Raw genomic sequence first — 25,866 nt, forward strand, 5'->3', positions numbered from 1 at the left:
CAGCTCAGCTCAGCAGCGGATCCAGCGCGCGTCCGAGGTAGGGCGCGAGTGTGCGCGCATACGTCTCGGTGAGGTGTCCGAGATCGCGATACACCTTCACCCCACCGATGACCAGCGGGCAGCCGTCGTCGTCGCAGAACCAGCGGGTCATGTCGGCGGCGGCGGCGCCTGGCCAGCCCTCGGCGGCGGCGGCCATCAACTCGCGGTCGGCGAACGCCTCGTCCAGCGGGATCCGGCAATCCTCGGCGGTTGCCGGCCCTTCGGCGCAGGCGAGTAGCGAGAGGGACGGCAGGACGGGATTGTCGCGAATCGCGACGACCGTGGATCCGCGGGCGATCAGCGGCGCCCACGATTCGCGGAAACCGTCGATCGCCGCCTGCTCGTCTGGCGTGCCCGAGGCATCGACGAACACCGACTTCTTCGCCGAGTAGGCCGTGACCATCAGGTCGTACGGTTCCTGCTCGGCCAATGCCTTCTGGAGTGACTCGTTCCAGGTGGCGCAGGAGCGGCGGGAGGCGGAGGAGTCGTCGCGGCGCTCGGCCGTTGAGAAGACGCAGCCGGTCTTGTAGTAGGTGTGCAGGTCCCAGCCCCGTTCCTCGGCGACGATGCGCAGCGCCGGGAAGAAGGAGGCGGCATGGGAGTTGCCGATCAGGAGGACGCGGCGTCCGGTCGGGTCGCCGAAGCGGCACTCCTTGAGCTCGATGCCCGAGTTACCGGTGCTGCACTCGTCGGTGTTGAGGGCCGAGCCGTCCTCGGAGGCATCGACGGCGGGGACGCTCGTGGTCCACGAGCGCGTCGCGGCACAGGCCTCGGCGTTCTCGAGGGCAGCGGCGCCGACACAGCCCTGCGTCGAGACGGGGAGTTCGTGCGCGCGGGAGAGGTCGGCGCCAATAGCGGCAGTGGTGCCCGTGAGGGCGGCGACTCCGACGAGAGCGGCGACACTCAGCAGGGCTGCCGGAGCGAGCGTGCGGTGTCGCTGAGGACGGTCGGCAGGTGCGCGGCGGTGCAGCGGATCCTCGACGAAGGTCTTCGAGAGCAGGGCGAGCAGGACCGCGGCGGCGATGATCCCGAGGCCGGCGAGGGCACCCGGATCCTCGCCCGTACTCTCGCGCCAGAAGACGAGGATCGGCCAGTGCCAGAGGTACAGGCCGTAGCTGATGCCGCCCAGCCAGACGAGCGGGCGCAGGGCGAGCAGGCGAGCGACTCCGTACGTCGGGGCCGGGCCGGAGCCCGCCACGAGCACCAGTACCGCCGAGAGCGTCGGCCAGAGCGCTGCCGCGCCGGGGAACGCGGTCGAGACCTGCAAGACGACACCGCAGGTGACGACTCCGATCAGCCCGAGCCAGCCGGCGATCACTCGCAGGGCGGTCGGCAGCGTGCGGCCGGGCAGCACGAGCGCGGCGAGCGAGCCGAGGCCGAACTCCCACGAGCGGGCGAGGGTGCTGTAGTAGGCGGTCGGCTGATCGATGCCGACCCGCACCACCGAGAACGCAAACGAGAGGGCGGTGAGTGCCGCGATGAGGACCAGGAGGATCCGCAGCGCGTGAGCGCGACGCCGCACAAGCACGGCAAGGAGGAGGGCGATCAGGGCCATCCCGAGCCAGATCACGTAGAACTGCCCCTGCACCGACATCGCCCAAAAGTTCTGCACGGGCGAGTGGAAGTCGTCCTGCGCGAGGTAGTCGACCCCGGCCCTAGCGAGCGCGATGTTCTCGACGTAGAAGGTCGAGGCGAGCACTTCGGTGAAGGTTTGCAGCAGCTGCGAGGGGCGCAGGAGTACCGGGGCCAGCGCGGCGACCGCGACCAGCACCACCGCGGCGGCGGGGAACAGGCGCGAGGCGAGCCGCGAGATAAACGCGATCGGGCGTACACGGCCGTAGCGGCGAATGTGGCCGACGAGGGTGATCGTGGTGAGGAAGCCGGCGACGACGAAGAAGACGTCGACGCCTCCGGAGACGCGCCCGAGCCAGATGTGGAAGGTCGCGACCAGGAGTGAGGCGACTGCGCGCAGTCCCTCGATCTCGGGGCGGTAGCCGGTCGCATCGGCCTTGCGCACCAGCGTGGGCCGACTGGTGACGGGCGCTGCGGAGGGAGCGGGCACGGCGCTGAGTTCCTTATCTCGGGGACGGGATCGAGCTCCCGGCGGAGGAGCCCGGCCGACCGCCGGAGTCCAGGATCGCGCGCTCGTGCTCCGAGGGGAAGACCGACTGTCGTATTTTCCGCCCCCAATTGGGGGTTTCAGTAGCGGCTTGTGTCCCGTCTCTCTGCGCCTGGTTCTGTGCCTGCGTGCGCGCCTCGCGCGATCCAGCACGGTGCGGCACTCAGGCGCGAATGCCGTGTTCCTTGAGGAGGAGAGGCCCGAAAAGCAGTGCCTGAGGTGAGAGGGAGCCGGGCTGGCGCGAAATGATCGGCGCGCATTGACGGGGTCAAGAGAGGTAAGGCTATGCTTACCCGCGCTGTGCACCGGCTCCTCTGCCGAACGCTCACAGCACACGCGCCAGCACGCCGACCACTCCGGGAGATCTATGTCCACGTCTCGACGACGCCCCGCCGCCCTCGTCCTCGCCGCTCTGACCCTCGTGGCCCTCACCGGCTGTGGCGCCTCCGAGGCGGTCGCGCCCGCGAGCACGGCCGCAGTCGGCGAGGGCACCACGAGCTACCCGGTGACCCTCGACAACTGCGGCGTGCAGACCACCGTCTCGGCGCCTCCGCAGCGGGTGGTGTCGCTCGATCAGGACTCGACCGAGATCCTGCTCTCCCTCGGCCTCGAGGACCGGATGGTCGGCACCGCCTCCTGGACCGACCCCGTGCTCGAAACCCTCGCTGCCGCCAACGAGAAGGTGCCCCGGCTGTCCGACAACGCGCCCACCTACGAGGTGCTGCTGAACGCGAATCCCGACTTCGTCACCGCCTCCTTCGGCCGGCACTACTCAGCGGAGGGAGTCGCCTCGCGCGACCGGCTCGCCGAGACGGGCATCGGCTCCTACCTCGCACCCACCGACTGCGACAACGGAGCAAGCGTCAACGGCGGTACCGGCACGCGCACGGTCCCGCTCACGGTCGACGTGCTCTACCAGGAGATCCACGAGCTGGCCACGATCTTCGACGTGCAGGAGCGCGGCGATGCGCTCATCGCGCAACTGAAAACCCGGGCGGCGGCCGCGACGGAGGGCGTCGACTTCCACGGACACTCGGTCGCGTTCTGGTTCGCCGACACCAAGGTTCCCTACATGGCGGGCGGCTACAATTTCGCCTCAATGCTGGCCACCATGACAGGCATGACGAACGTCTACTCCGACCGCACCGCCGACTGGGCCGCGGAGGGCTGGGAAAACCTCGTCGCGGCCGATCCGGACATCCTGGTGCTGGGGGACTTGCAGCGCGACCGGTTCCCCGGCGATCGCCTCGCCGACAAGACCGCCTTCCTGGAGAGCGACCCGCTCACGAGCACGCTTCCCGCGGTGCGCGACAAGCGCTACATCGCCTTGCACGGCGCCGAGCTGAACCCCTCCATCCGCTTTGTTGATGCCCTCGACAAGATCAAGGCGTGGTGGGACTCGAACGGGGCGGCGCTCTGACCGCCGCGGCTCTCGAGCGGGAGCTGCGCCGGCCGCAGCGGGGAGTGGTTGCGGCGGCTCTCGTCGTCGGCGGCCTCCTTGCGCTCGCCCTCTCGGTCGGAGTCGCGGTGACCCTCGGTCCGGCGGACGTCTCGCTCGTGAATGTGCGCGACATCCTGCTGAACCACCTCGGGCTCGCGGACATCCCCGTCCGCACCGCCGAGGACGCTATCGTCTGGCAGGAGCGCCTACCGCGCGCGCTCGTGGCTGCCTCCTGCGGCGCGGGACTTGGTGTGTGCGGCGTGATCCTGCAGTCGCTGCTGCGCAATCCGCTCGCCGACCCGTTCGTGCTTGGCGTCTCCTCCGGGGCGTCGACGGGCGCCGTCGTCGTGGGTGTGCTGGGGGTCGGCGGCGGCGCGATCGGCCTCTCCGGAGGCGCCTTCGTCGGCGCGCTCGTCGCGTTCGGCTTCGTCCTGCTGCTCACGCGGTTCTCGTCTGGCGGCACGTCGGGAGTGATTCTGGCCGGAGTGGCGAGCACACAGCTGTTCTCGGCGCTGACCTCGCTGATCGTCTTCGCGCTCGCCGACTCGGACGAGACGCGCGGAGTGATGTTCTGGCTGCTCGGCTCGCTGGAGGCGATGCGCTGGGACGACGTGGCGCTGAGCGGCTCCGTCGTGCTGGTCGGATCGCTGGTGTGTCTCGCCTGCGCGCGCACCCTCGACGCGTTCGCGTTCGGCGAGGACGTCGCCGCCTCCCTCGGGGTGCATGTGGGGCGCACGCGGCTCCTGCTGCTCGTCGTGACGGCGCTGCTGACGGCGACCCTGGTCAGCATCGCGGGCGCGATCGGCTTCGTGGGGCTGGTGCTGCCGCACGCGGCGCGGCTCGTGTTCGGGCAGCGGCACTCCCGGGTGATCCCGGCGACCATCCTGCTCGGCGCGGTCTTCATGGTGTGGGTCGATGCGGGATCGCGGGTCGTCTTCGCGCCGACGCCGCTCCCGGTCGGGGTTGGCACGGCACTCGTTGGCGTGCCGGTATTCATGCTGCTGCTGCTGCGCCGGGGGCGCTCGTGACGCTCGAGGCCGATCGCGTCGCATGGCGGCGGGGCGGGCGGCTCGTCATCGACGGCGTCACCCTCCGCCCGCGGCCCGGATCGACGGTCGGCCTGCTCGGGCCGAACGGCTCCGGCAAGTCGTCGCTCCTGCGGCTGCTTCAGGGGGTTGCCGCGCCGGATACGGGAGTGGTCACCCTCGACGGCACGGTGCTCTCGACCCTGCGCCGGCGCGAGGTCGCGCGAGCGGTCGCAACGGTCACGCAGCAGGCCGAGACGGAGGCGGACCTTCCCGTGCGCGACGTCGTGCGGCTCGGACGCACCCCGCACCGCTCCCTCCTGGGCGGCGATTCCGCCGAGGATCTCCGCGCCATCGATCGTGCGCTGGAGCATGTCGGCTTGCTGGCGAAGGCCGACCACCTCTGGCGCACCCTCTCGGGCGGCGAACGTCAGCGCGCGCACATCGCCCGTGCCCTCGCTCAGGAGCCGCGCGAGCTGCTGCTGGACGAGCCGACGAACCACCTCGACATCCGCCACCAGCTCGAGCTGCTCGCCCTGGTGCGGGAACTGCCCGTCACCACGATCGTGGCGCTGCACGACCTGAACCTCGCCGCGCTCTTCTGCGACGACCTGCTGGTGCTGCGGGAAGGACGTGTCGTCGCGGGCGGGACGCCGGAGCAGGTCCTGACTCCGGCGCTGATCGCGGACGTCTACGGGGTGCGCGCCCGGGTGATCCTCGACGCGGGACGTCCGCACGTCCTCTTCGACGCCCTCGATGCCGCGAGGGCTGAGACGCCGTACTGACAGACGATCGTCGATCAGTCAATGCCCTCGTCCTCCACGGCGGGGTCGATCTACGGTCGATATACCGGCTTCGCGACCTCACAGGTTCTCGCGTTCGAGGGACTCTCGTGGAGAGGGTCGACGACCCGCCGGACGAGGAGGGGAGTCGAGATGTCGAGAGACGATGTAGCGCCGGGACGGTTCGCCCGGTTCGTGAAGTGGGTGCACAAGGCCGACGGCTGGGAGCCCCAGTACCTCCGCGGCCGCGTCGTTGCGAAGAAGGACGGCGAGTGGATCGTCGCGGTCGACGGCGAGGAGCGCCGGATCGTGAAGAAGGAGTGGAGCGTCTACCGCTGAGTCCGGCCCGCTGAGTCCGCCCGCTGAGTCCGGCCGCTGAGTCCGGCCGCGAGAAGCCACAAGTTGTCGCAGTGGGCACCGAGTGCGACAACTTTCGGACACTCGCGGCAGCGCGTTGCCGGGTCGGCCCGCGTCGGCTCACACGGACGGGGTAAAGAACTCCTCGATGGCGCGCGTCAGCGCGACCAGGTCGTCCACGTGCGCCAGCTCCCGCGCCGAGTGCATGGAGAGCAGCGGCACTCCCACGTCGACGGTGGCGATCCCGAGCCGGGTCGCGGTGAGCGGGCCGATCGTCGAGCCGCACGGGACCGTGTTGTTCGAGACGAACTCCTGGTACTCGACGCCGGCCCGCGTGCAGATGCCCGCCCAGAGCGCCGCGCCCCGTGCATCTGTGGCGTAGCGCTGTGACGCGTTGATCTTGAGCAGCGGCCCGCCGCCGGCAACCGGCTGGTTCACGGGGTCGTGCTTCTCGGGGTAGTTGGGATGGACGGAGTGCCCTGCGTCCGCCGAGAGGCACCATGAGGCGGCGAGTGCCCGGGCGCGCTCGTCCACGCCAGCGCCGAGCGCGGCGCTGATCCGGTTCAGCACGTCCTCGAGGAACGGGCCGCTCGCGCCGGAGCGCGACGCGGAGCCGAGTTCCTCGTGGTCGAAGGCGGCGAGCATGCTGATGTGGGGTGTCGCAGTCTGTGTCTCGGCGCTCGCCGCGAGGAGCGCGACGAGACCGGCGTGCACCGAGCTGAGGTCGTCCATCCGGCCGGCGGCGAGGAACGCCTCGTCGAGGCCAAAGCGGCGGGGCGCCTGCGTGTCGGCGGTGACGAGGTCGTAACCGGCGATGTCCGCGGCGTCCTCGAGCCCGGCCTCCGCGGCGAGCAGATCGAGCAGGTCGACCTCGGACACGTCGCCGATCCCGAACACGGGGACGGTGTGCTTCTGCCGATCCAGGGTCAGGCTGTCGTTGGCCGACCGGTCGAGGTGGATGGCGAGCTGCGGGATGCGCAGGAACGGGCCGGTGCGCAGGAGCAGTTCCCTGCCGTCTCGCGCGACGACGCGGCCGGCCAGCTCGAGTTCGCGGTCCAGCCACGAGTTCAGTAACGGCCCGCCGTAGACCTCGACACCGGCCTGGAGCCACCCCTTCGATCCGATCGTCGGGCGCGGCTTGAGCGTGAAGCCGGGCGAGTCGGTGTGCGCGCCCAGGATGCGGAACGGCGTCACCGCGTCGGCCCCCGCCGGAAGGTGCCAGGCGATGACGGCACCGTCGCGGCGGACGTAGTAGCGTCCCGGCGCGGTCGGCCACGTCTGCGTCTCCTCCAGCCCCGTGAATCCGGCGCCCTCAAGCCGACGCGCGCTCTCACTCGCAGCGTGAAAGGAGGAGGGAGAGGCCGTCAGAAACGCGCAGAAGTCGGCAATATGGTCAATCATCCCCCCAGTGAAGCATGGGACTCACGCGCGCTGAGGTGCCCGAGATGGCGATGCCCTGCGGCGTGTCGGGAGCATTCTCGGGCACCTCAGCGACCAAGGGAGGCGCGTTAGAGGTGGCGGCCCGGTCGTTGGACGCCGACGACGGTGACCGTCAGGGTTGCGGAGGTGGACTGCGCGGAGGAGGGCGCCGACTCCGCCAGGCGCAGGGTGAGGCGGAGATGGTCGGTCGCGCCGACCGCGAGGGCGGGGGAGCCGGGCAGGTCGATGTGGGAGGAGGAGGGGCGGTCAGCGGTGACGGTGCTCACGGTGCCGGCACAAGTCGCCGCGTCGGCGGACCAGGCGAGCGAGCAGCGTTCGACGGTGAGTTGCAGGCCGTCCGAGCTGCTGGTCGCCGTGCTGGTCGCAAGCTGGAGGGCCGACAGGGGCACGGTGCCGGCGTGGGTGACGTCGAGCAGGCGCTGCACGGTGCCACCGGGGAGCAGGCCGGTGATCGGGACGGGCACGGTGGTCGCTCCGGTGGCGTCGACGTCGACGATCACGGTGCCGGACGCGACTCCGGCACCCGCGGAACCGCGGTCGAGGAGCACGGCTGCGGCGGTCGCGGCGGCGGTGAGCACGAGCACGCCGGAGACGAGTGCGATGACGCCCGCGCGCGAGACGACGCGCCGACGCACGTCGGGCACATGCCGCGGAGTGCCGCGCTCGTGCGGGGTGCGGCGACCGCTGCGGCGGCCGTGCTGCTCCGCAGGCTGTTTCTCGCTCAGATGCCGCTCCTCGAACCCCTCCGGCTGTTCCACGCCCGGCGCGTCCTCGGGCGAGCGGTGCCCGCCGCTCACGAGGCGACCTCGACGGGCCGGCGCCAGATGGCGAAGAGGACGGCGGCGATGACCGCCGCGCCGCCCGCGGCGAACAGGGCGAAGCGCGCTTCGGGATGCGCGAGCGCAATGCTCGGCCAGCCCAGCAGCGGGAGCACCGACTGCTCTCGCCAGATGCGCTCGTCGGCGATCGTGACGATCCACGGGTCTGCGGATGGGTTGTTGTCGCCCTTGGTGGTCAGGGCTAGCTGGCCGGGCTCGCGGCCGCGCAGGGCGGCCGCCTCCGCCTCGGGGTAGACGAAGGTCACGCGGTGAATCACGCGGCGCCCCGGATCGTCGGGGTCGGTGAAGACGATCACGTCGCCGGTGCCCACCTCGGGCTGGCTGATGGGGAGCGTGACAGCGAGGGAGCCGACGGGCATCTCCGGCGCCATCGAGTTCGAGAGCACGGGCACGAGGCGCACGACCCCGAGGGCCGAGAGCACGAAGACGGCGAGGCCGGCGAGGGCAATGAGCCCGACCAGACCGGCGAGGAGGGCGCGGAGGAGTCTCACGAGCGGCCCTCCCGTCGGCGGCGGCCCGCGACGACCAGGGCGGCGCCGACTCCGAGGGCCACCAACCCGCCGAGCAGGGCAGCGCCAATGTCGCGGCCGGTCACGGCGAGGCCGTCGGAGGCGACCGGCGGCTGGCCGGAGCCGTCCCCTGAGCCGTCGGATGAGCCGTCAGACGAATTGCCCCCTGAGCCGTCCCCTGAGCCCTCCGAAGGGTCGCCACCCAAGCCGTTCGAAGGGTCGCCCCCGTCCGTGGCGTTGGCCGCGCCAACCTCGACGCGGAGCGAGGCCGTCGCGAGCTCGAGATCGTTGCCGGCGGTCGCCGGGAATTCGACGCGGACGCGGATCCCGGCCGTCGCTCCGCCCTCGACCGGGCGCACGCCGTCGAGGCGCCCCAGCCGTGCAGCCGGACCCGCGGCCAGGGGCAGGGTGCCGCCTGGGCAGACGTAGCGCTCGACGGTCCGGTCGACGCCCGCGGGCACCTCGACCACCGAGAAGGCGGAGTCGCACAGGTCGACCGTGAGTTGGAGTCCGTCGCGCGGGTCCTCGGCCAGTGCGCCTCGGCCATCGACCGCGAAGCTCACGGCGACGTCGTGCGGAGTGGAGCCGGAGTTGGTGACTTCGACGGCCCATTCGGCCTGATCCCCGGGCGCGAGATCGCTGAGCGAATCCGGAGCCGAGAGTTCCCGCACGTCGAGCGCGCTCGCGGGCTCGGCGCTCGCCGCGGGTGCGAGGACCACCACTGCGAGCAGCGTGAGGAGCACCGCCGAGAGGGCGGCTCCGTGCGCGCGGGCCTGAGGCATGGGGTGACTCCGAAAGAAGAGAGGGGGCCTCCGCCCCGCACCGACGGATCGGGCGGGGCGGAGGCGGGGTGGGAACGGTCGGGCTACTGCTGGATGCCGGCGCGCTGGATGGCGGCGGCGGTGAAGGTGAGCGTGGTGGAGGCGTTCTCGTAGGCGTTGTCGGCCGTGGTGGGCAGGACGAGTTCGATCAGCGTGTTCAGCGTCACGTCGCCGGCGTCCGAGGGGAAGGTCCCGGTCGCCGTGGGGGTGATGCCGAAGTCCGCAGGGGTGAAGTCCGCCGCATTGGCAACTCCGCCGATGGTCGAGAGCTTGCCGCTACCGGTGATGGTCTGGGTACCGCCACAGGTGTAGGGACCGCTCTCCGCGGGAGCGGCGGCGGGGACCCAGGCGACGGAGCAGGTCAGCAGGCGGTAGTCGAGGCCGTCCGCGCCCGTGACGAGCGAGGCGCCGACGCGGGTCGGCTCGGTCGTGTCGGAGCCCACGACGTCGTTGGTCACGTCCTGGTAGAAGCGGACCGTCGAGACGAGGTCACCGTCGTTGGTGGCGTTCGGCAGCACGAGGCTGATCGGGCGCTGGACCGTGTCGCCGGGCGCGATGTTCGCGACGGTGAACGCTCCCGTGACCGAGATGTCGGTCTGGCCGGCGTCGACATTGCCGACGGCAGTTCCGGAGTCAGTGAAGACGGCGAAGGCGCCGGCGCCAGCGAGGGCTCCCGCGGCGAGCAGGACTCCTCCAGTGAGCGCGATCTTTTTCCACGGGGTGCGGCGGGTGGGTGCTGTGGAGGTCATGGCGACCGTTCCTTTCGATGGGGTGGTGCCCGGTGCGGGCGTGGTCTCCCTCACGAGGACAGGTGCAGGACGAGAGGGGAGGTTGAGGGGAGGCATCAGCAGCCTCCGGCGGAGGCGACGGCCGGCTGAGCGACGGCGGTCGAGGCGGCGGAGGCGACTCCGAGCCAGCGTTGGAGGTCGGGACGGATCCGCCACTGGTAGCTGCGGCCTTCGCCGACGCGGTCGTCGGTGAAGGAGGTGGCAGCGGCGGCGGGTGTGGCCACGACGGTCCACGGGCCGGGGGTAGTGCCGGCGAGCCGGCGCTCGAGTGACCAGCCGGTCGCTCCGGAGACGGGCGCCCAGCTCACGAGCGTGCTCGGCCGGGCGGCCGTGCAACTCGCGACGGGGGTCGCCACGACGGAGGAGAGGGTCCATGCGCCGAGGCTGGTCGCTCCACTCGTGCTGTCGGTCCCGGTGAAGCCCTGGCGCGCGAGCGGGGCGGGATCGACCCACACAGCGATCGTGCTGCTCGCCGTGAGCGCGCCGTCGGACACGGTGTAGGCAATCGTGATGCTTCCGGTCCAGCCGTCGGCGGCGGGCGTGTAGGTGCAGGTCGCTGCGGAGCAGGAGAAGGTGCCGTGCAGGCCCGTAGGGGCGCTGGTGCCGGCGAGAGTGAGGGTGGTTCCCGCGTCCTGGTCGGTGTCGTTGGCGAGCGGAGAGACGGCGACGGCTGTGCCTCCGGTGGTCGCGACCACGCGGTCGGGGCGCGCGACGGGCGCGTGGTTCACCGCGGTGACCGTGACGGTGACCCGCACATTCCAGGTGCCGTAGCTGCTCGAGAGGACGTAGTCGAAGACATCGGTGCCGACGAAGGCCGTGATCGGCCGGTAGGTGCACTGCCCGCGGGTGCCGCCGGTGTCGACGCAGGCGACCGATCCCTGAACGGGCGTGGCGGGGGCGGGGCTGGCGGCGCCTCCGATGACCTTCGGAGTGGCCGAGAGCTGCACCCGCGAGAACGTTGCGCCGGTGGCGGCCGGCCCGTCGTTGGCCAGCACGTCGATCACGACGGAGCCGCCCTGGACGACAGTGGCGGTGTCGGGAGCCGGATCCGAGATCGCCGAGATGCTGACCGAGGCCGTGCGGGTGAAGGCGCCGCCGACGGGGCCGGTCGCCGTCGCGGTGGCGGTGTTCGCGATGGTGCCCGCGGTGACATCGGCCGCGGTGATCGTGTAGGTGGCGGTCGCGGTGACGACCTGGCCCGGGAGGAGCCGGCCGGCGGTGCCTGGCCAGGTGTAGCTCAGTGTCGACAGGCCGCTCTTGGGGTCGCTGACCGCGACGGCGGTCAGGGTCGTGGTGCCGGTGTTGGTCGCGCGGAACGTGTAGGTGACCACGGTTCCGGCTGCGCTGATGAATGCCGGAGTTGCCGACTTGGTGAAGGCGAGGTCATTCGTGCGGGTGAGGGTGACGGTCTTCGAGGCGGTCGCGGTGACGGCCGAGCCCGTCGGAGGCGTGCCGGTGGCGGTCGCGGTGTTGAGCACCGAGCCCGCGTCGATGTCGGCCTGGGTCAGCGTGTAGGTCGCGGAGGCGGTGACCGATTGACCGACGCCGAGCTGCCCCGCGGTGCCGGGCCAGGCACCGTAGGCGACGGTGACGCGCGGATCGCTGATGGCCACTCCGCTCAGCGACGTGTTGCCGGTGTTGGTGACGGTGAACGTGTAGGCGATGGTGGAGCCCGCGGTCGAGCCGGCCGTCAGTGCGCCGTTCTTGGTCAGGCTGATCGAGGGGGCGTAATGGATCGGCGTGGTCGCGGTCGAGGAGGCCGTGACAGTCGTCGGGGAGGCGGCAAGGGTCCGGCCGCTGACGGTCGCGGTATTGCTCACGGCCGTGCCCGTGTCGATATCGGCCTGCGTGACCGTATAGGCGGCGGCGGTAAAGGTCGCCGAGGCGCCGGGCGCCACCTGCGTCGAGGTCGGGGTGATCCCGGTGACTCGCGGATCCGAGATGGCGACGTCCTGCAGGGTGACGTTGCCCGTGTTGTGGGCGGTGAAGGAGTAGGTGATCTGCTCGCCCGCGTCGGCCTGGGCGTTGCCGTTGGTGTCGGTGAGGGCGCCCGTCTTCGCGAGGGTGAGCGCGGGGGCGGGAGTGCTGATCGGCGCCGTGGCGGAGGAGGCGGCGCTCGTCACTGTCGACGCGCCGCTGAGAGCGGAGGCGGTCGCCGTGTTCACGAGGGTGCTGGCGGTCGCCTCCGCTGCTGTGACGACGTGCGAACCGGTGCAGGTGACGCTGCCGAGCGGGGCGAGCGTGGTCACGGGGCAGGTGACGACGGCCTTCGGATCGCTCACGGCGACTCCGGTCAGCGATGCGAGCGACGAGGTGTTCGTGACCACGAACTGGTAGGGGATGCTCGCCCCTTCGGCGTAGGCCGCGGGCTGCGTCGTCGTCTGGTCGATCTGTTTGACGAGGTTGAGGGCACCGAGGTCGTTGATCGACGAGACGCGGACGTTGCGGATGAGGTGCGTGTCGGTCGATCCGCCGGTGGAGGCGGTAAAGCCGAGCTTGTATGTGGGAGGTGCGGCTGTCGTCATCGTGAACCGCATCACCTCGGTGAGGCTCGCGGCCGACATCCCGGCCGAAGCGCCGTACGAGACGACTACCTCGGGGAACGCCGCGGGGGAGACGGTGACCCGGACGGTCCGCCCGAGGGACGCCGGGGGCGCGCTCAAGTTCTCCAGGAAGGGCGTCGACCGCAGCGTGCCGCCCGCCGGAGGGGTGGCACCGCGCAGATAGCAATAGCCGGACAGGCCCTGACCCGGACCGCGGGCGACGATCCGGTTCGCCTGCAGGCCGGGCGCCGCAGGAGTGGCCGGGCAGCCCGCGCCGAGGCCGTTGCCGCCCGAGGCGGTGCTCGAGTAGTTGCCGAAGGCGTCGAGTCCGACGCCGAGATAGCCGCCGTTCACTCCGTCCACCGGGGGGAGGGAGGTCGTGTTCTGGCCGTAGCCGAGTGCGCCGCCCGTCGCTCCCGCCGCGGTGAGGCTCTTAGAGCCGTCGGTGAGGAAGAAGCCGATTCCGTCGCCGCCCGCGAACACGAGGCTCGCGCCGTACTGGTACTGGTCGAAGAGCACGTCGAGTCCGCCGGTGGCGGGGATGGGCCGGTTGAACACGGCGCCACCCTTGGCGGTTGTGCGGTTGTCGGTCAGTTGCAGGAAGCCGGGAGTGGTGGATGAGGCGGGGGCAAAGATGCGGCTCGAGCAGACGCCCAGCTTGGATGCGGTCGACGGGGGAGCCGTGGTCGCGTGGGTGATGCAGCCGGAGTCGAGGGGCTGCCAGGCCGGATCGACAACGCTCGTGCCGCCGAAGCCCTCTTGTACGAGGAGGGTCGCGGCCTCCGCTCGCACCACGGGGAGCACCGTGAGCACGGCCGCCAGCAGGAGGAGGACGAGGCCCAGCGCGACAGTGCGGGCCGAGCGTTGCGCTGCCTTCGTCACTCTCGGTTCTCCCCACCTAACGCCGCGCCGGCCAGTCCGGGTGGAGCGAGGATCACGATAAGTCGGGCGGCGGAGACACCCTGTCCCCCGGAGACGGCACACGGGCGAGAAGCAGGGCCCGCCGCCGTCCGGGTGAGAGTCAGCAAGAGATCAGAGCGATAGAAGCTAACGGGCAGGTTGCGCTCAGAAAGGGGCTGCGCCGAGGGTGGTATCGAGTGCGATGGTGACGTCCGCATCGTCCATTCGGCGGGCGTTAAGGAGGCCCGGGGGCAGAAATGCGTCTCGCGCGAGTCGGCCCGTCCGACTCCGACCGGTCCCCGCCTGCCCTGGCGGGCCCTGGCGAAGAACGACGAGTCTCCGGCGTGAGATCGCGTCGCCACCGCGCCAACACTGAGGGTGCGCGTGGCGCGAGGGGGCCCGGCGGACTGTCCACCAGACGAGGGTCTGGCGACTCCGCGGGAGGAGAAGCAAAAATCAACCGACGTTTGTGCGTCTCGCCCGGCAGTCCACACCTCGGATAGCCCACAATGGGTGACAAGCGCGAGTTGCCTCGACCGTCCCGCAGCGTCGCCCTCGCTCCTCCCGGTCCGGCAGCCCGCCCGAGCCGGCCCCCTCGTCGCATTGGGTCACACATGCCTGGAACACCGCAGCACAGCCGCCGACTCGTCCTCACCGGAGCCGCTCTCGGCCTCGGCTCCGCTCTCGTCTACGCCGCCTCCGCGTCCGCCGCGCCCGATTACAGCGTCATCCCCCTCCTGCCCGGCGAGATCCAGCGCAGCGACACCGTCTACTCCCGCTACGGCCGCAAGCCCTACCAGATCATCGACGTCTCGATTGCGGGCGACCGCACTCGGCTGTTCGTCCCGCACACCGCCCCGCCCTCGGCGACTGTCGGCCAGGTCTTCTACTGGTACTACCACGCCAACGGCAGCAGCTACGCGGCGCTCAGCGGCGCCTTCCAGTTCACCGCCGACCAGGCCGTCGACGACGGTGTGATCAGCATCTGCCCCAACTACGGCGGCAGTATCTGGACCAGCCGCCCCGCCATCACCGCCCAGACCAACGCGGTGGCGTGGGTGCAGAAGAGCTGGCGGATCGGCGCCAGCTTCCTCCGCTCCAACTCCGGCGGCGGCGCCCTGCTCTGCTGGACCTACGGCAACCGGCTGGTCCCCGAAATCCGCGGCGCCTACCACGCCAGCGGTGTCTACGACATGATCGCCATCGCGCGCACCGACCCGACGCGGGTGCTGCCCGCCTACGGCAACGACCCCTCCACCATCCCCGCCACCGACCCCGCCGGCCTGCCGCAGGCGTCCTGGGCCGGCACCCGGCTGCGAATCACCGGCTCCCACGACGACACCATCGTCCCCATCGACGAGCACGGCGGCGCGCTCTACTCGTTGGCCACGCCCGTGGCGAAGGAGGCGGTCATCACCTACCACTCCGCCGACGGGGCCCAGTACGGGCACACCGTGCCGAGCTTCACGCAAAAGGACATGCTCGACACCTTCCGGCGCTGGCTCGCCGAGGAGCCGGTCGTCGCCCTCCCCGAGCCGCCGGCCCCCGTCGTGGCCGGGGCCGGGACCTACCAGAACGGCTCCTCGTTCATCGTGACCGCGGGCACATGGGCGACCCTCTCCTCCTCCGGCGACAGCGGAGGCAGCATCAGCTACTCGAGTTCCACCGGCGCCACCGCGTCGCTGACCTTCACGGGGACCGGCGTGAGCTGGGTGAGCCGCACGACGGCGTCCTCCGGGATCAACGAGGTGCTTGTCGACGGTGTACTCGTCGCCACGATCGACCGCTACAGCGCCACGACGCGCTCGGCAGTGACCGTCTGGTCGAGTGGGCCGCTGCCGGCCGGCCAGCACACGGTGACCCTTCGGCGCGGGTCCACGCGCAACCCGGCGGCGACCGGGGCGACGCTGATTCTGGACGCCTTCGTGGTGACGGACGGGGCGACTCCGGCGCCGTCTGTTCCTCCCACTCCGTCGCTCCCGTCGGCCGGCACCTACCACAACGGAGCCGCGGAGATCACGACCGTCGGCACCTGGGCGACCCTCTCCTCCACGGCCGACAACGGCGGAAGCATCTCGTACTCGAGCTCGACGGGCGCCTCGGCGACCCTCCGCTTCACGGGCACGCAGGTGAGCTGGGTGAGCCGCCTGACACCGTCCTCGGGCATCAACGAGGTGCTGCTGGACGGCGTGGTCGTCGCGAGCGTCGACCGCTACAGCGCGACGAACCGCTTCAACCGCACTGTGTGGACAAGCGCGGCGCTGCCCGCGGGCGAGCACACGGTGACGATCCGCCGCGGTTCGACGCGCAACCCGGCCGCGAACGGGTCGACGCTGATCCTGGACGCGTTCGTCGTCGCGTGATGGGCCGGCGCTGAGGTGCCCGAGAATGCGGTGATGTGGGGGGTTTGGGAGCATTCTTGGGCACGTCAGTGCCGTTGTGGCAGCATGCGGGGATGAGGATGCTGATCCTGGGAGGCACGGGTTGGCTCGGCGGCTACCTCGCGGCGGAAGCGCTGCGGCGCGGCCACGATGTGACCTGCCTTGCGCGTGGCTCGGCCGTGCCCGTCGGGGTGCGCGCCGTGCGGGCCGACCGGGATCGCGACGATGCGCTCGGTGCGGTGAACGGGTCGTCGTGGGATGCCGTGATCGACGTGTCGTCGCGTCCCGCTCACGTGCGCAGGGCTGTCCGCGACCTGCGCTGCGGCAGCTACGCGTTCGTCTCGACCACGAGCGTGTACGCGTCGCACGCCTCCGTTGACGCGGATGAGGACGCCGAGCTGCTTTCCCCCTCCGATGACCCCGCCTCGTACGGCTCCGCGAAAGTCGCCTGCGAGCAGGCCGTGCTGGGCGGAGCAGCGCCCGCCCTGATCGCGCGCGCCGGGCTGATTGGGGGGCCTGGCGACCCGACCGGGCGCTCGTCGTACTGGCCGTGGCGGTTCGCGCATCCCGCCGTGCCCGGAGCGGTGCTGGTGCCCGATGCGCCGGATCTTCCGACGTCGGTGCTCGATGTGCGGGACCTGGCGGGATGGCTCGTCGATGGTGTGTCGCGAGGGGTGGTCGGGGTGATGAACGTGTGCGGGCCTGCGGTGCCGCTCGGGGAGCATTTGGCGGTGGCGCGCGGCGATGGTGCGGCTGCGCCGATTGCCGTGGCGGAGGAGTGGCTGCTGGCGCAGGGCGTCGAGCAGTGGGCTGGTCCTGGATCGCTGCCGCTGTGGATCGCGGACCCCGCGTGGCGCGGCATGAACGCGCGTTCGACGGCGCGGGCGGAGGCGGCGGGACTGGAGCGGCGGCCGCTGGCGGAGACGCTGCGGGAGGCGGCGGTGGGCCACGTGCCAGGCCGCGGCGCGGGGCTGGGAGAGGAGCGCGAGCGGGCGTTGCTGGGGGCGTGGGGTGGGCGCCGCTCGTGACAGCTGGTCCGCGGCGCTGAGTCGCCCGAGAAGGCTCGTTCTCCGCGTCGAGAACGAGCCTTCTCGGGCGACTCGAGCTCGAGGGTCGCCGGAGTGGGCTTCGCTTCCTCTTGCGAAGCCGCTCATTTACTGTCTGAGAGCACTCTGACGAAAAGAAGGGGTTCCTGGACTGGTCCCCAGAAGAGTGCTCCCATTCGCTGATAAATCTACGAGGGTATTGACCCCACTTTGCAAACCGGAGTAGACAGGCTTAGTGCCCAGAACTCCAACACTCGTCTATGCGAAAAAGATCCGTAAGGAATTCGTACTAGCTGTAGTAGCTGCACTGGTAGCAGCTGGGATGGCCTCCCTATCACGAGCACTTGCCGCGGAAACCGCTCCTCAAAAAGGTTTGACCCCACGAAGGTCCCAGCCGCAACCCTGGAGAGCGAGGTGGGAAAGGCATTTACTGCTGCGATCTCCGTGCGCCAAAAGGGCGCTAGTAATTCTCTCGGCCTGGGTGTCTTCGTAGCAGGCGGCGCGGACCCGTGGCTATATGTTCAACTTCCCGGAACGGAGCAACAAGCATTGGTGACAGGATCCTCCGCTACTCTCATCGCGTCGATTTGCGCGGTCGCTGGTCCAGAGACGGGAGGAGTCGGATGCGGTACTGGCGCCGCACTGAGAGCCATGATCGTGGGGATCATCGTCGCGAACGGCGTGTGCCCAGACGGCAGAGAAATGCGAATCTATCCCCTCGTCGGTCCGACAGGATTTAGCTGCCCATGACGAAGAAGAATCGAATCAGTCCGGCGCTCTTCGCAACCGTCGTCATGGCCCCCGTGGCCATATTTCAAGTCGTCTTCAACCTCGTAACTACCCAGAGCATATCCTGGGATATCCTATTGACAATTCTCTGATAAATGCTGCTTTCTGGTTATGCATTCACTATATCTGGCACCGAACTGGTCGCGCGCGCTCCTGATGATCGGGCTCGGACACATCAAGTAAATTAAGGAACGATGTCCGACCATCATGATTGAAGAATGCGCACTGCCCGCCTGCTCCTGCCTGCGTGCGGCATTCACTCGCCCGAGAAGGCTCGTTCTCCGCCCCGAAGTCGAGCCTTCTCGGGCGACTCAGCGCACGCGCTTGAGCATTCGGTAGTTCGTGAGTTCCACGCCCGCGCGGACGGGGTGCTGCTCGGCGACCACGGTGAAACCGTGGTGCTCGAAGAACGGGCGGGCGGTGATGCTCACATCCGCCGCGAGTTCGGGAGTGCCTGCGGCTTCCGCGTGGGCGAGGAGCCGCGACGCCACGCCGCGGCGCAGGAAGCGGGGCGCGACGAACATCATGTCGATCCAGCCTGCGGCGCTCACGTCCGAGAAGCCGGCGAGTTCGCCGCCGATGGTCGCGACGAAGGCGTGACGGGTCTGCATCGCGGCATGCCAGGTCGGCAGGTTGCGCTCGCCCGCCCAGGCGCGGGTTTGCGCGGGGGAGTAGTCGGCGGCGGCGGTCTCGGTGACGGCGGCCAGGAACACGGCGAGGGTGCCGATCGCATCGTCCTCGACGTAGGGGCGGATCGTGACGTTGTCTCTCTGGCCGTCGTCGCTGGCGCGGATCGTGACGTTGTCGTCGGCGCGCACCGAGATCTCGTCCATCACGCCACTCTTCCATCGTCCGACTGCACCGCACGACTACCTGGGGGCAGTGGTCGACTGCCGCGCCCGACTACTCGAGCAGGAAGGCGCGCCCGTTGATCAGCAGGGTGTCGCCGTCGGTCGTGGTGAGCTCGTCGGCCGCCGTGAGCTCGTCGGTCGAGCGGGTGGAGTTGTCAGCGGTGTCCAGGGTCGCGGCGACCGCGGGAGTCGCTGCGGCGGCGGAGAGGAGCAGCCCGCAGGCGAGTGCGGTGATCATGGTGGTTCGGTTCATCGGCGTCGTCCTTAACGTCGTGGCGGGCCGCTTCTCGTGGAGGTGGCGGGAACTGATCTCGAGCCTAGGCCGAGGAGCCTGTCGGCGCGCTGGGCCGTTCCTCTGCTTCCGCTATGAGGCGCCGTGCAGGCGCGTTCCGGCACGCCAGGGTCGCTCCCGCCCCGCCGCCGCTCGCCGAGGTGCCGCGCCCTCGCCGAGGTGCCGCGTCCGTCGTGGTGGGTCGGGGCAGGTGGTGGTGTCCCGCCGCCTGTCAGCTCGGCGTCACTCTGCGGTGCGACCCCGCCCGACGACAGCGGAGACCAGCCCGGCCGCCACGAGCGCCAGCGCCACGAGCGCCCCGCTCACTCCGACAGCTCCGGCGAGCAGCGGAGTCGTGAGCGCCAGGACGACGCCGGGGAGCGCCAGGCGCGCGGGCATCGGCTGGTGCTCGCCGAGTGGCGCATGCACCGCCCACAGCATTAGCACGAACGCGGCGACCGGGACGGCGACGGCCGCGCCGATCACCGTGTCGGAGGCTTCGAGGTGCCCGGCGGTCGCAGCGACGGCGGCCTCGAGCCCGGAACCGAGCGCCGCGAGCGCCACGAACGCCACGAAGTACGCGTAGCCCCAGCGGTACGAGAGGCCGCGCCGCTGCTCCAGCAGTTCCCCGGACGGATGCGTGAACGACAACCACCACAGCGCGAACACGATCACCAGCCCGCACACCGCGACCAGAACGAGCGAGGCGCTGACGCCGGCCTCCGTCACCGCCCGCTGCACCCCGGTCACCGCCGCGAGCACGCCCTCACCGAGCAGGATGATCGTGAACAGTCCGTATCGCTCGGCGATGTGGTGCGGGTGCCACGACGCATCCCCTGCGCGCTGCGCCCAGAGCGGCACGGCCAGCTCGCAGAGCATCAGCAGCAGGAAGGTCGGCACCGCGGTCTCCTGGGGAAGGAGCAGCCGCAGCAACCAGCCGATCTGCACCACCGAGAAGCCCACGGCGTTGCGCACGGCGCAGGCGCGGTGCTCGGGAGTGGAGACGGCAACGCGGATCCACTGGCTCACCAGCGCGAATCGCATGATCGCGTAGCCGACCGTGATCGCACCGAAGTCGTCGTTCTCGAAGCCGGCCGGGACTCCGGCTGCGAGCACGAGGACGCCGCCCATCTGCGCGAGGGTCAGCAATCGATAGGGCACGTCGTCGGTGTCATAGCCGGAGGCGAACCAGGTGAAGTTCATCCACGCCCACCAGATGGCGAAGAAGACCATGCCGAAGGGGAGGAGGCCCTCGGCGAGGTGCCCCTCCTCGGTCGCGTGGGCGAGCTGTTGCGCGATCTGAGCGATCGCGACGACGAAGGTCAGGTCGACCAGCAACTCGAGCGGGCTCGAGACGCGGTGCGCCTCGTCGATCGCTCGCGGCCGCATCCGCACGCGGAGCGGGAGCGCGGAGGAGGGCATGCGCTCATCCTGCACCCGGCGGCGGCGCCGAGAGTCCAAAAGTTGTCGCACTCGCGGCCGAGTGCGACAACTTTTGGACTCTCGCGCGGCGCGGGCGCCGAAGGGGCGCGCGGGGCGCGCGAGCGCCGCGCGGGCGCCGCCCGCCTACGATGGGGCGGGATGACGTCCGGACCCGCGCTCGCCGATCCGGTCCGCGCGACGGCGCGGACGGGCACACGCGTGACCCTCGGCGTCGCGCTCGTGGCCGCACTCGTCGCGACGCGGCTCCTCGCCCCCGACAGCACGGGTGACGCCCTCTCGGACGCCCTCCGCGACTTCCTCACCCTCTCGATCAGCGTCGTCATCGAGTCGCTGCCGTTCGTCTTCCTCGGCATCGTGCTCTCGATCGCGGTCCAGCTCTGGGTACCCGAGGCTGTGCTGCTGCGGATCCTGCCGAAGCGGGCGCTCCCGCGGCGCCTCGTGATCTCGCTGCTCGGCGTACTCCTTCCCGTCTGCGAGTGCGGCAACGTGCCGCTGGCCCGCGGGCTCATCGTGAAGGGCCTCTCGGTTTCGGAGTCGATGACGTTCTTGCTCGCGGCGCCGATCGTGAATCCGATCACCATCGTCACCACCTACCAGGCCTTCGGCTGGTCCGACGGGATCCTCGTCTGGCGCATCGTCGGCGGTTTCGCGATCGCCAATCTCGTCGGCTGGGTCTTCAGCCGCCACGGGGAGCCGATGGCGCTGCTGACCGACCGGTTCCGCGCGGCCTGTGAGGCGGGAGAGCGGCCGTCCCGCTCCGTCCGCGAGCGCTCACGCCGCAGTGTGCTGCTCTTCGCGGAGGAGACCGGAGCGATGATGCCGGCCCTGTTCGTCGGAGCGTCGATCGCGGGGCTCATCCAGGTCGGCGTTTCGCGCGATGTGCTTACAGCGCTTGGCGGCGATCCGCTCTGGTCGGTGCTGGCGCTGATGGTGCTCGCCTTTGTCATCTCGATCTGCTCGAACGTGGACGCTTTCTTCGTCCTCTCCTTCGGCTCGACCTTCCTCCCGGGAGGGATCATTGCGTTCCTGGTCTTCGGTCCGATGATTGACGTCAAGATGCTCGCGCTGCTTCGCACCACGTTCTCGGTCAGGACGCTGGTGCGCGTGAGTGTGCTGGTCGCCCTCGCGTCGGCCGTCCTCGGATTGGCGGTGAACTATGCGCTCTGAACGGCTCCTCGCCCGCTGGAAGGGCGTGGTCCTCAGTCTGATCGGCGTGGTCTCGACCCTGTGGCTGGCGGCGACCGGAAGGCTCGGCCTCTACATCCACCCGCGCTATTTCGTGTTCTCGGTGGTGCTCTCGGTGATCGCGGCGGTGCTGCTGCTGCTCGCGTTCGCGATCGTGCCGGGGGCCGAGGAGGAGGACGACCACGCACATGACCACGCGCCAACCGGGCCGGGGCGCCGATGGCTGGCGGTGCTGGCTCCGGCCGCGGTGATCGTCTTCGCCGCCGTCGCCCTGCTGGTGCTGCCGCCCGCGGCGCTCACCGCGTCGACCGCGACGCAGCGAGAGGTCAATACCAGCGCGGTCGACGCCTCCGCAACGGTCGCGGCGCCGACCGGCGACACCGCCTCCTTCACCGTGCGCGACTGGGCGACGCTGCTGCGGCAGGGCGCGAGCGAGCAGTTCCTGGCCGGGCGCACGGCGACGGTCAGTGGATTCGTGACCCCCGACGCCTCCGACCCCAAGAACGTGTTCTACGTGGCCCGCTTCATCGTGACGTGCTGCGCCGTGGACGCGCAGCCGGTGGGCGTGCCGATTTACCGGGCCAACTGGGCGGACACCTACAGCGAGGGGCAGTGGGTGGAAGCGACCGGCGGCTTCGAGGCGAACCCGAGTGTGACGAGCGTGGAGGCGGTCGTGCTGGAGCCGGACGTCGTCACTCCGATCGATGAGCCGGCGATGCCCTATGTCTACTGAGGGTGGCGGGTTTCCCGGGGGAGCGCGCAGAACTAAGGCTGAGCGCCGTAGAACGGCCGCAACCGGCTCTCGGCGAGCTCTCAACCTTGGTTATGAACGCGCGAGCGGCTTCACCCGCGCCTTCTGGGCCGCCACCGCCGCTCTGGTGCTCGCGGTCGGCGGGCTGACCGCCGCGACCGTCTCGAAAGGCCCCCGGGTCGCCTCCCTCGAGGTCAGCACCGACGGCATCGTGGAGCGCGACGGCGGACGCGTGCGCCTGCACCTCGACCAGGCGGTTGAGCCCGACGCGCTAAAGCGCGTCACCGTCACTCCGGATGCCCCGCACACCGCCGAACTCGACGGCGGCCTGCTGACGCTGACTTTCGCCCAGACCCTCCGCTACGCCACCACCTACGAGATCGGGATCGACGACGCCCGCAGCGTCGCGACGGGCTCCACCGCCGACCTCACCGCGTCCTTCACCACGAAAAATCCCGACCTGTTCACCCTCGACCGCACCGCCGACGACCCGTCGCAGCCCGACACGATCCGCGTCCGCCCCCTCTCGGGAGGCGACACCAGGGTCCTATTCACCGCCGACCGGATCCAGGACTACGCCGTGGTCGGCCCGGTACTGGTCGTGGTGACGATCGAGCCCGACGACACGAACCGGGTCCGCACGCTCACCCTCGACACGGGATCGGAGGGGATCATCCCGCTCCCCGGCCCTGGCACAGTGCGCGAGCTGCACGCCTCCCCGGAGAAGGGCGTGCTCGGCTGGACGTTCAGCGGCCAGACGCCGACCGGTCCGCTCGACCGCGCGCTCTACTCCTACGACCTGACGGATCAGAAGGGGGAGGCAGTACCCGTGCTGGGGATCGACGGCGGGCCGCTGCGGGCACGCGACTGGCTCTTCGTGCCGGGGACGACCTCGGTCGTGACGCACTCGCTCGATGACACTGTGCTGCTGGTCGACCTGCTGACACCCGGCTCGATCAGCCCGCTCGGCCAGCACGCGGAGCTGCGCGGCTTCGTGCCGGGCGCAAACCGGCTGGTCGTCGCAGATCCCGAGTCCGGTTCGCTCATCAACCTGGCCGACGGGTCGGTCGAGACGCTTGCGCTCCCGCCCGCCGAGGTTGGCGCCAGCGCCTCACCGGTGCAGGTCCTCCTGCTCGACTCCGGCAGTTACGTCGAGCTCGAGGCGGAGTACTCCTCCGAGACGGGGGCAACCCAGTACTCCGTGGTGCGGGTCGACGCCTCGGGAACCTCCGACATCTTCCGCACCTCGCCGACGGGACGCATCCGCGGCATCTGCCTCTCGCCGAATGGGCAGTACCTGGCGGTCGAGGCGGTGTCTGTCGAGGGCAAGCCGGATGATTACCCCGACGTGCCGGGATTCAGCGCGACCTCGACGGTGCTGGTCGACCTCGGCTCGGGCGACACGGCGCGCAGCGTGAACGGAGTCTCGCGGGACTGGTGCGCGTAGGGCATTAGTCGTCGCCGTCAAGGACTCCGCTGACTACCCGGTCTGATGGAACAGGCGCAGGACGACTGCGACATCCTCTCAGCCCTGCTCGTCACGCACGCGGTCACGCATCTGGTGTGCGAGTCTTCCAGCGCTGGAGGACGTCACATCTGGGATAACACGCGCGCCGCCGTCTTGGGAGGCGGCGGAGAAGGCGGTGCTCACTCGAAGAATCCCTGACCGGGGGTGAGGACGCGGCTCGGGTCATGCTGGCGCTTAAGCGTCGAGAACCGCGCGTAGCTCTCGGGCCCAAAGTGGCGGCGCCAGTCGACGGTCGTCATCCTCGGGATCGCGCCGATGATGGAGCGCTTGCCGCCCAGCGAGACGAGACGGTCATAGAGGCGGCGGTTGCGCTCGAGCATGGCGTCGACGTCCGGCTCGGCCGGATCGGGGAAGGTGAGAAGGTCGAGGGTGAAGGCAAATCCGTCGCGGCCGCGGGGCACCGCGAACATCGGAGCCGTGATCTTCCCCGGGTCCAGCGGCGAGAACAGGCACAAACCGGCGCCGAGGTCCGCGGGGGTGAGCCCGGAGAGGAGTTCGCCGACGAATGTCTCGACCGCGTCGCTCGGGATGAGCAAGCTCAGCCACGGCTTGCGCTGCTGCCAATGGCCGCCCTCGATAAGGTCCTCGATGAACGACTCGAGGCGGAATGCCCAGTCGCGGTAGGGCAGTGAGAAGCGTGTGCGGTCGCTCGCGATATCGCCCAGTCCGGCCTCGAGGTCCTCGACCCCTGCGGCCTCGGGAGTCGAATGATAGGAGCCCAGCTCCATCGCGAGGCGCCACCCCGTGTTGTCAGGCGTCCGGACAATCGAGCCGGAGTGGTGGTCGAAGCGTGCAGCCGCCATCACCGTCTCCTGGTCGGCGACGAAGCGCTTCAGATCGGTGTAGTAGTAGGTGCGGATCGTCGCCGTCGACTCGGCGGGCACCAGATCGAGTTCGACCTTGGTGATCACGCCGACCTGACCTCCGCCTGCCCGGGCCGCGTCGAAGAGTTCGGTATGGCACTGACGGGAGGCAGTCACTACCTCTCCGCGTCCGGTCACGATTTCGAGCGACCGGACGATATCGGCCGAGAGACCCACGCGCTGCACGTTGCCTCCGATTCCGCCAACCGAGACGGTGCCGCCCACCGAGAGCTTGAGGTAGTCGGGGAGGGTGGGGACCGTGGCTCCGATTTCGAGGGCGGCTACCACGACCTCGGCCCAGGTCGCACCCGCGCCGACGACCGCGCGGGTCGGCTCGATCGTCTCGATCGTTGCGAACGAGCGGGCGTCGATCTGGATGCCGCCCTCGGTCAGCGCCTGGCCGTAGTTGGAGTGCGATTCGAGCAGACCCGGCCCGTCGCTCTGACCGTTGACGGCGATCCGCAGGCCGTTGCGGCGAGCGAAATCGATCATCTTGACGATGTCGCCCGTCGAGCCTGCGCGCAGGACGGCCCACGGCGTGCGTGTGATGAAGCCGCCGAAGTCGTGGTGGAAGTCGCCCACGTCCGAGAACTCCAGCCTGCCGTCGAGCGGGGGGACCAGTTGCATGCCGGTCGTTGAACCATCGGCCGCGGCGGCCTGCTCGGCGAGGATGTCGGTGCCAAGTGGGGTGTCGATCTCGGCGTTCATTTGCTTCAACCTTCGGTGACGAGGTCCCGTGCGGGCGGAGACAGTGGTGCGCAGGTGATCGGAGGGGGAGAAGGCGGAGGTCATCCGCTCGAATCGGGTCGTGGTCGACGGCCAGATAGTTGGGTTGCGTCCCGAGTCGTCTGCGTACCAGCTGGCGCAGCCACCGTCCTGCCAGACGGTTCCGGCGACGCGGCCACCGCGACCTCGGAATCCTCACACGCTTCCACGCGGGGAGCGTTCGACAAGCCGTGGGGGCGCGCGAACGGCGTGCGCGCGGTAGTGGTGGCTCCTTCCTGAGTCTCGGCCTCGCGTTGTTCGCGACTGCATGACCGGGCCGGGCCTGCTCGGCGGCGTGCTGCCGCGAGAACGGGAATCAGGTCGATGAGCACGAACGCCTACCTGCTGGTGGGGCCGGTCGGTCCGCAGGCCACCGTGGGCGATGCATCT

General features: G+C 70.2%; 20 protein-coding genes. 9 read left to right on the forward strand and 11 right to left on the reverse strand.

Going from position 1 to position 25,866, the window contains the following annotated elements; genetic code table 11:
* Nucleotides 1–4: 4 nt before the first annotated feature.
* Nucleotides 5–2,101 (reverse strand): SGNH hydrolase domain-containing protein, encoded by a 2,097-nt coding sequence (locus HRF29_RS10390; RefSeq protein WP_173248479.1) that lies wholly within the window; start codon nucleotides 2,099–2,101, stop codon nucleotides 5–7.
* Between the two features lie 424 nt (nucleotides 2,102–2,525).
* On the opposite strand from HRF29_RS10390, the gene HRF29_RS10395 reads away from it, so the two are divergent.
* The 4 genes from HRF29_RS10395 to HRF29_RS10410 all read left to right on the forward strand — a co-directional run bounded on the left by HRF29_RS10395 (nucleotide 2,526) and on the right by HRF29_RS10410 (nucleotide 5,745).
* Complete coding sequence (locus HRF29_RS10395) at nucleotides 2,526–3,578, forward strand: ABC transporter substrate-binding protein (protein ID WP_173248480.1); 1,053 nt, start codon at nucleotides 2,526–2,528, stop codon at nucleotides 3,576–3,578.
* On the forward strand, nucleotides 3,551–4,627 hold the full coding sequence (locus HRF29_RS10400; protein ID WP_173248709.1) for a FecCD family ABC transporter permease: 1,077 nt from the start codon (nucleotides 3,551–3,553) through the stop codon (nucleotides 4,625–4,627). Before HRF29_RS10395 ends, HRF29_RS10400 begins: the two co-directional genes overlap by 28 nt.
* Nucleotides 4,624–5,409 carry an ATP-binding cassette domain-containing protein gene (locus HRF29_RS10405; protein ID WP_173248482.1) on the forward strand — a complete coding sequence of 262 codons (786 nt, stop codon included), beginning with the start codon at nucleotides 4,624–4,626 and terminating at the stop codon, nucleotides 5,407–5,409. The genes HRF29_RS10400 and HRF29_RS10405 overlap by 4 nt, the downstream gene beginning before the upstream one ends.
* Nucleotides 5,410–5,559: 150 nt before the next feature.
* Nucleotides 5,560–5,745, forward strand: a complete 186-nt coding sequence (locus tag HRF29_RS10410) for a hypothetical protein (RefSeq protein ID WP_104354370.1) — start codon at nucleotides 5,560–5,562, stop codon at nucleotides 5,743–5,745.
* Nucleotides 5,746–5,883: 138 nt separating this feature from the next.
* Here the strand turns inward: HRF29_RS10410 and HRF29_RS10415 are convergent, their stop codons facing one another.
* The 6 genes from HRF29_RS10415 to HRF29_RS10440 all read right to left on the reverse strand — a co-directional run bounded on the left by HRF29_RS10415 (nucleotide 5,884) and on the right by HRF29_RS10440 (nucleotide 13,585).
* Nucleotides 5,884–7,164, reverse strand: a complete 1,281-nt coding sequence (locus tag HRF29_RS10415; protein ID WP_173248484.1) for a M18 family aminopeptidase — start codon at nucleotides 7,162–7,164, stop codon at nucleotides 5,884–5,886.
* Between the two features lie 107 nt (nucleotides 7,165–7,271).
* Nucleotides 7,272–8,000: a peptidase gene (locus tag HRF29_RS15185; RefSeq protein WP_173248486.1), complete on the reverse strand. Its 729-nt coding sequence runs from the start codon at nucleotides 7,998–8,000 to the stop codon at nucleotides 7,272–7,274.
* Nucleotides 7,997–8,533 carry a signal peptidase I gene (locus HRF29_RS10425; RefSeq protein ID WP_173248488.1) on the reverse strand — a complete coding sequence of 179 codons (537 nt, stop codon included), beginning with the start codon at nucleotides 8,531–8,533 and terminating at the stop codon, nucleotides 7,997–7,999. Before HRF29_RS10425 ends, HRF29_RS15185 begins: the two co-directional genes overlap by 4 nt.
* The gene (locus HRF29_RS10430) at nucleotides 8,530–9,333 is read right to left on the reverse strand and encodes a sortase (protein ID WP_173248490.1); all 804 of its coding nucleotides are present in this window, start codon (nucleotides 9,331–9,333) and stop codon (nucleotides 8,530–8,532) included. Before HRF29_RS10430 ends, HRF29_RS10425 begins: the two co-directional genes overlap by 4 nt.
* An 83-nt stretch (nucleotides 9,334–9,416) precedes the next feature.
* A complete protein-coding gene (locus HRF29_RS10435) occupies nucleotides 9,417–10,121 on the reverse strand; it encodes a TasA family protein (RefSeq protein ID WP_173248491.1) in 705 nt (234 codons plus the stop codon).
* 95 nt (nucleotides 10,122–10,216) lie between these two features.
* Nucleotides 10,217–13,585 (reverse strand): DUF7507 domain-containing protein, encoded by a 3,369-nt coding sequence (locus HRF29_RS10440; RefSeq protein WP_173248492.1) that lies wholly within the window; start codon nucleotides 13,583–13,585, stop codon nucleotides 10,217–10,219.
* A 632-nt stretch (nucleotides 13,586–14,217) separates the two neighbouring features.
* Here HRF29_RS10440 and HRF29_RS10445 point away from each other — a divergent pair.
* Both HRF29_RS10445 and HRF29_RS10450 read left to right on the forward strand, forming a co-directional pair.
* Nucleotides 14,218–15,966: a hypothetical protein gene (locus HRF29_RS10445; RefSeq protein WP_173248493.1), complete on the forward strand. Its 1,749-nt coding sequence runs from the start codon at nucleotides 14,218–14,220 to the stop codon at nucleotides 15,964–15,966.
* 92 nt (nucleotides 15,967–16,058) lie between these two features.
* Entirely contained in the window at nucleotides 16,059–17,012 is a 954-nt protein-coding gene (locus HRF29_RS10450) for an NAD-dependent epimerase/dehydratase family protein (RefSeq protein ID WP_173248495.1), read from the forward strand.
* A gap of 1,118 nt (nucleotides 17,013–18,130) precedes the next feature.
* Here the strand turns inward: HRF29_RS10450 and HRF29_RS10455 are convergent.
* From HRF29_RS10455 to HRF29_RS10465, 3 genes are all read right to left on the reverse strand, one after another.
* Nucleotides 18,131–18,652, reverse strand: coding sequence for a GNAT family N-acetyltransferase (locus HRF29_RS10455; RefSeq protein WP_173248497.1), 522 nt, complete (start codon nucleotides 18,650–18,652; stop codon nucleotides 18,131–18,133).
* 70 nt (nucleotides 18,653–18,722) lie between these two features.
* Nucleotides 18,723–18,923: a hypothetical protein gene (locus HRF29_RS10460; RefSeq protein ID WP_173248499.1), complete on the reverse strand. Its 201-nt coding sequence runs from the start codon at nucleotides 18,921–18,923 to the stop codon at nucleotides 18,723–18,725.
* A gap of 261 nt (nucleotides 18,924–19,184) precedes the next feature.
* A complete protein-coding gene (locus HRF29_RS10465) occupies nucleotides 19,185–20,363 on the reverse strand; it encodes a low temperature requirement protein A (RefSeq protein WP_222929638.1) in 1,179 nt (392 codons plus the stop codon).
* Between the two features lie 159 nt (nucleotides 20,364–20,522).
* On the opposite strand from HRF29_RS10465, the gene HRF29_RS10470 reads away from it, so the two are divergent.
* The 3 genes from HRF29_RS10470 to HRF29_RS10480 are packed head-to-tail and all read left to right on the forward strand — an operon-like array spanning nucleotide 20,523 to nucleotide 23,767.
* Nucleotides 20,523–21,551, forward strand: coding sequence for a permease (locus HRF29_RS10470; protein ID WP_173248501.1), 1,029 nt, complete (start codon nucleotides 20,523–20,525; stop codon nucleotides 21,549–21,551).
* A complete protein-coding gene (locus HRF29_RS10475; protein WP_173248503.1) occupies nucleotides 21,541–22,302 on the forward strand; it encodes a TIGR03943 family putative permease subunit in 762 nt (253 codons plus the stop codon). Before HRF29_RS10470 ends, HRF29_RS10475 begins: the two co-directional genes overlap by 11 nt.
* Nucleotides 22,292–23,767 (forward strand): YncE family protein, encoded by a 1,476-nt coding sequence (locus tag HRF29_RS10480; protein WP_173248505.1) that lies wholly within the window; start codon nucleotides 22,292–22,294, stop codon nucleotides 23,765–23,767. Before HRF29_RS10475 ends, HRF29_RS10480 begins: the two co-directional genes overlap by 11 nt.
* Before the next feature lie 200 nt (nucleotides 23,768–23,967).
* Here HRF29_RS10480 and HRF29_RS10485 read toward each other — a convergent pair whose 3' ends face one another.
* Entirely contained in the window at nucleotides 23,968–25,419 is a 1,452-nt protein-coding gene (locus HRF29_RS10485; RefSeq protein WP_173248507.1) for an FAD-binding protein, read from the reverse strand.
* Nucleotides 25,420–25,866: the final 447 nt, after the last annotated feature.

This window comes from Rathayibacter agropyri, assembly GCF_013249015.1.
Taxonomy (GTDB): Bacteria; Actinomycetota; Actinomycetes; order Actinomycetales; family Microbacteriaceae; genus Rathayibacter; species Rathayibacter agropyri.

Bases quoted from the DNA above. Each gene is read 5' to 3' on its own strand.
- HRF29_RS10450 (WP_173248495.1), top strand. From the start codon at position 16,059: ATGAGGATGCTGATCCTGGGAGGCACGGGTTGGCTCGGCGGCTACCTC.
- HRF29_RS10395 (WP_173248480.1), top strand. From the start codon at position 2,526: ATGTCCACGTCTCGACGACGCCCCGCCGCCCTCGTCCTCGCCGCTCTG.
- HRF29_RS10460 (WP_173248499.1), bottom strand. From the start codon at position 18,923: ATGAACCGAACCACCATGATCACCGCACTCGCCTGCGGGCTGCTCCTC.
- HRF29_RS10415 (WP_173248484.1), bottom strand. From the start codon at position 7,164: ATGATTGACCATATTGCCGACTTCTGCGCGTTTCTGACGGCCTCTCCC.
- HRF29_RS10480 (WP_173248505.1), top strand. From the start codon at position 22,292: ATGTCTACTGAGGGTGGCGGGTTTCCCGGGGGAGCGCGCAGAACTAAG.
- HRF29_RS10435 (WP_173248491.1), bottom strand. From the start codon at position 10,121: ATGACCTCCACAGCACCCACCCGCCGCACCCCGTGGAAAAAGATCGCG.
- HRF29_RS10410 (WP_104354370.1), top strand. From the start codon at position 5,560: ATGTCGAGAGACGATGTAGCGCCGGGACGGTTCGCCCGGTTCGTGAAG.
- HRF29_RS10470 (WP_173248501.1), top strand. From the start codon at position 20,523: ATGACGTCCGGACCCGCGCTCGCCGATCCGGTCCGCGCGACGGCGCGG.
- HRF29_RS10465 (WP_222929638.1), bottom strand. From the start codon at position 20,363: ATGCCCTCCTCCGCGCTCCCGCTCCGCGTGCGGATGCGGCCGCGAGCG.
- HRF29_RS10430 (WP_173248490.1), bottom strand. From the start codon at position 9,333: ATGCCTCAGGCCCGCGCGCACGGAGCCGCCCTCTCGGCGGTGCTCCTC.
- HRF29_RS10455 (WP_173248497.1), bottom strand. From the start codon at position 18,652: ATGGACGAGATCTCGGTGCGCGCCGACGACAACGTCACGATCCGCGCC.
- HRF29_RS10485 (WP_173248507.1), bottom strand. From the start codon at position 25,419: ATGAACGCCGAGATCGACACCCCACTTGGCACCGACATCCTCGCCGAG.
- HRF29_RS10475 (WP_173248503.1), top strand. From the start codon at position 21,541: ATGCGCTCTGAACGGCTCCTCGCCCGCTGGAAGGGCGTGGTCCTCAGT.
- HRF29_RS10445 (WP_173248493.1), top strand. From the start codon at position 14,218: ATGCCTGGAACACCGCAGCACAGCCGCCGACTCGTCCTCACCGGAGCC.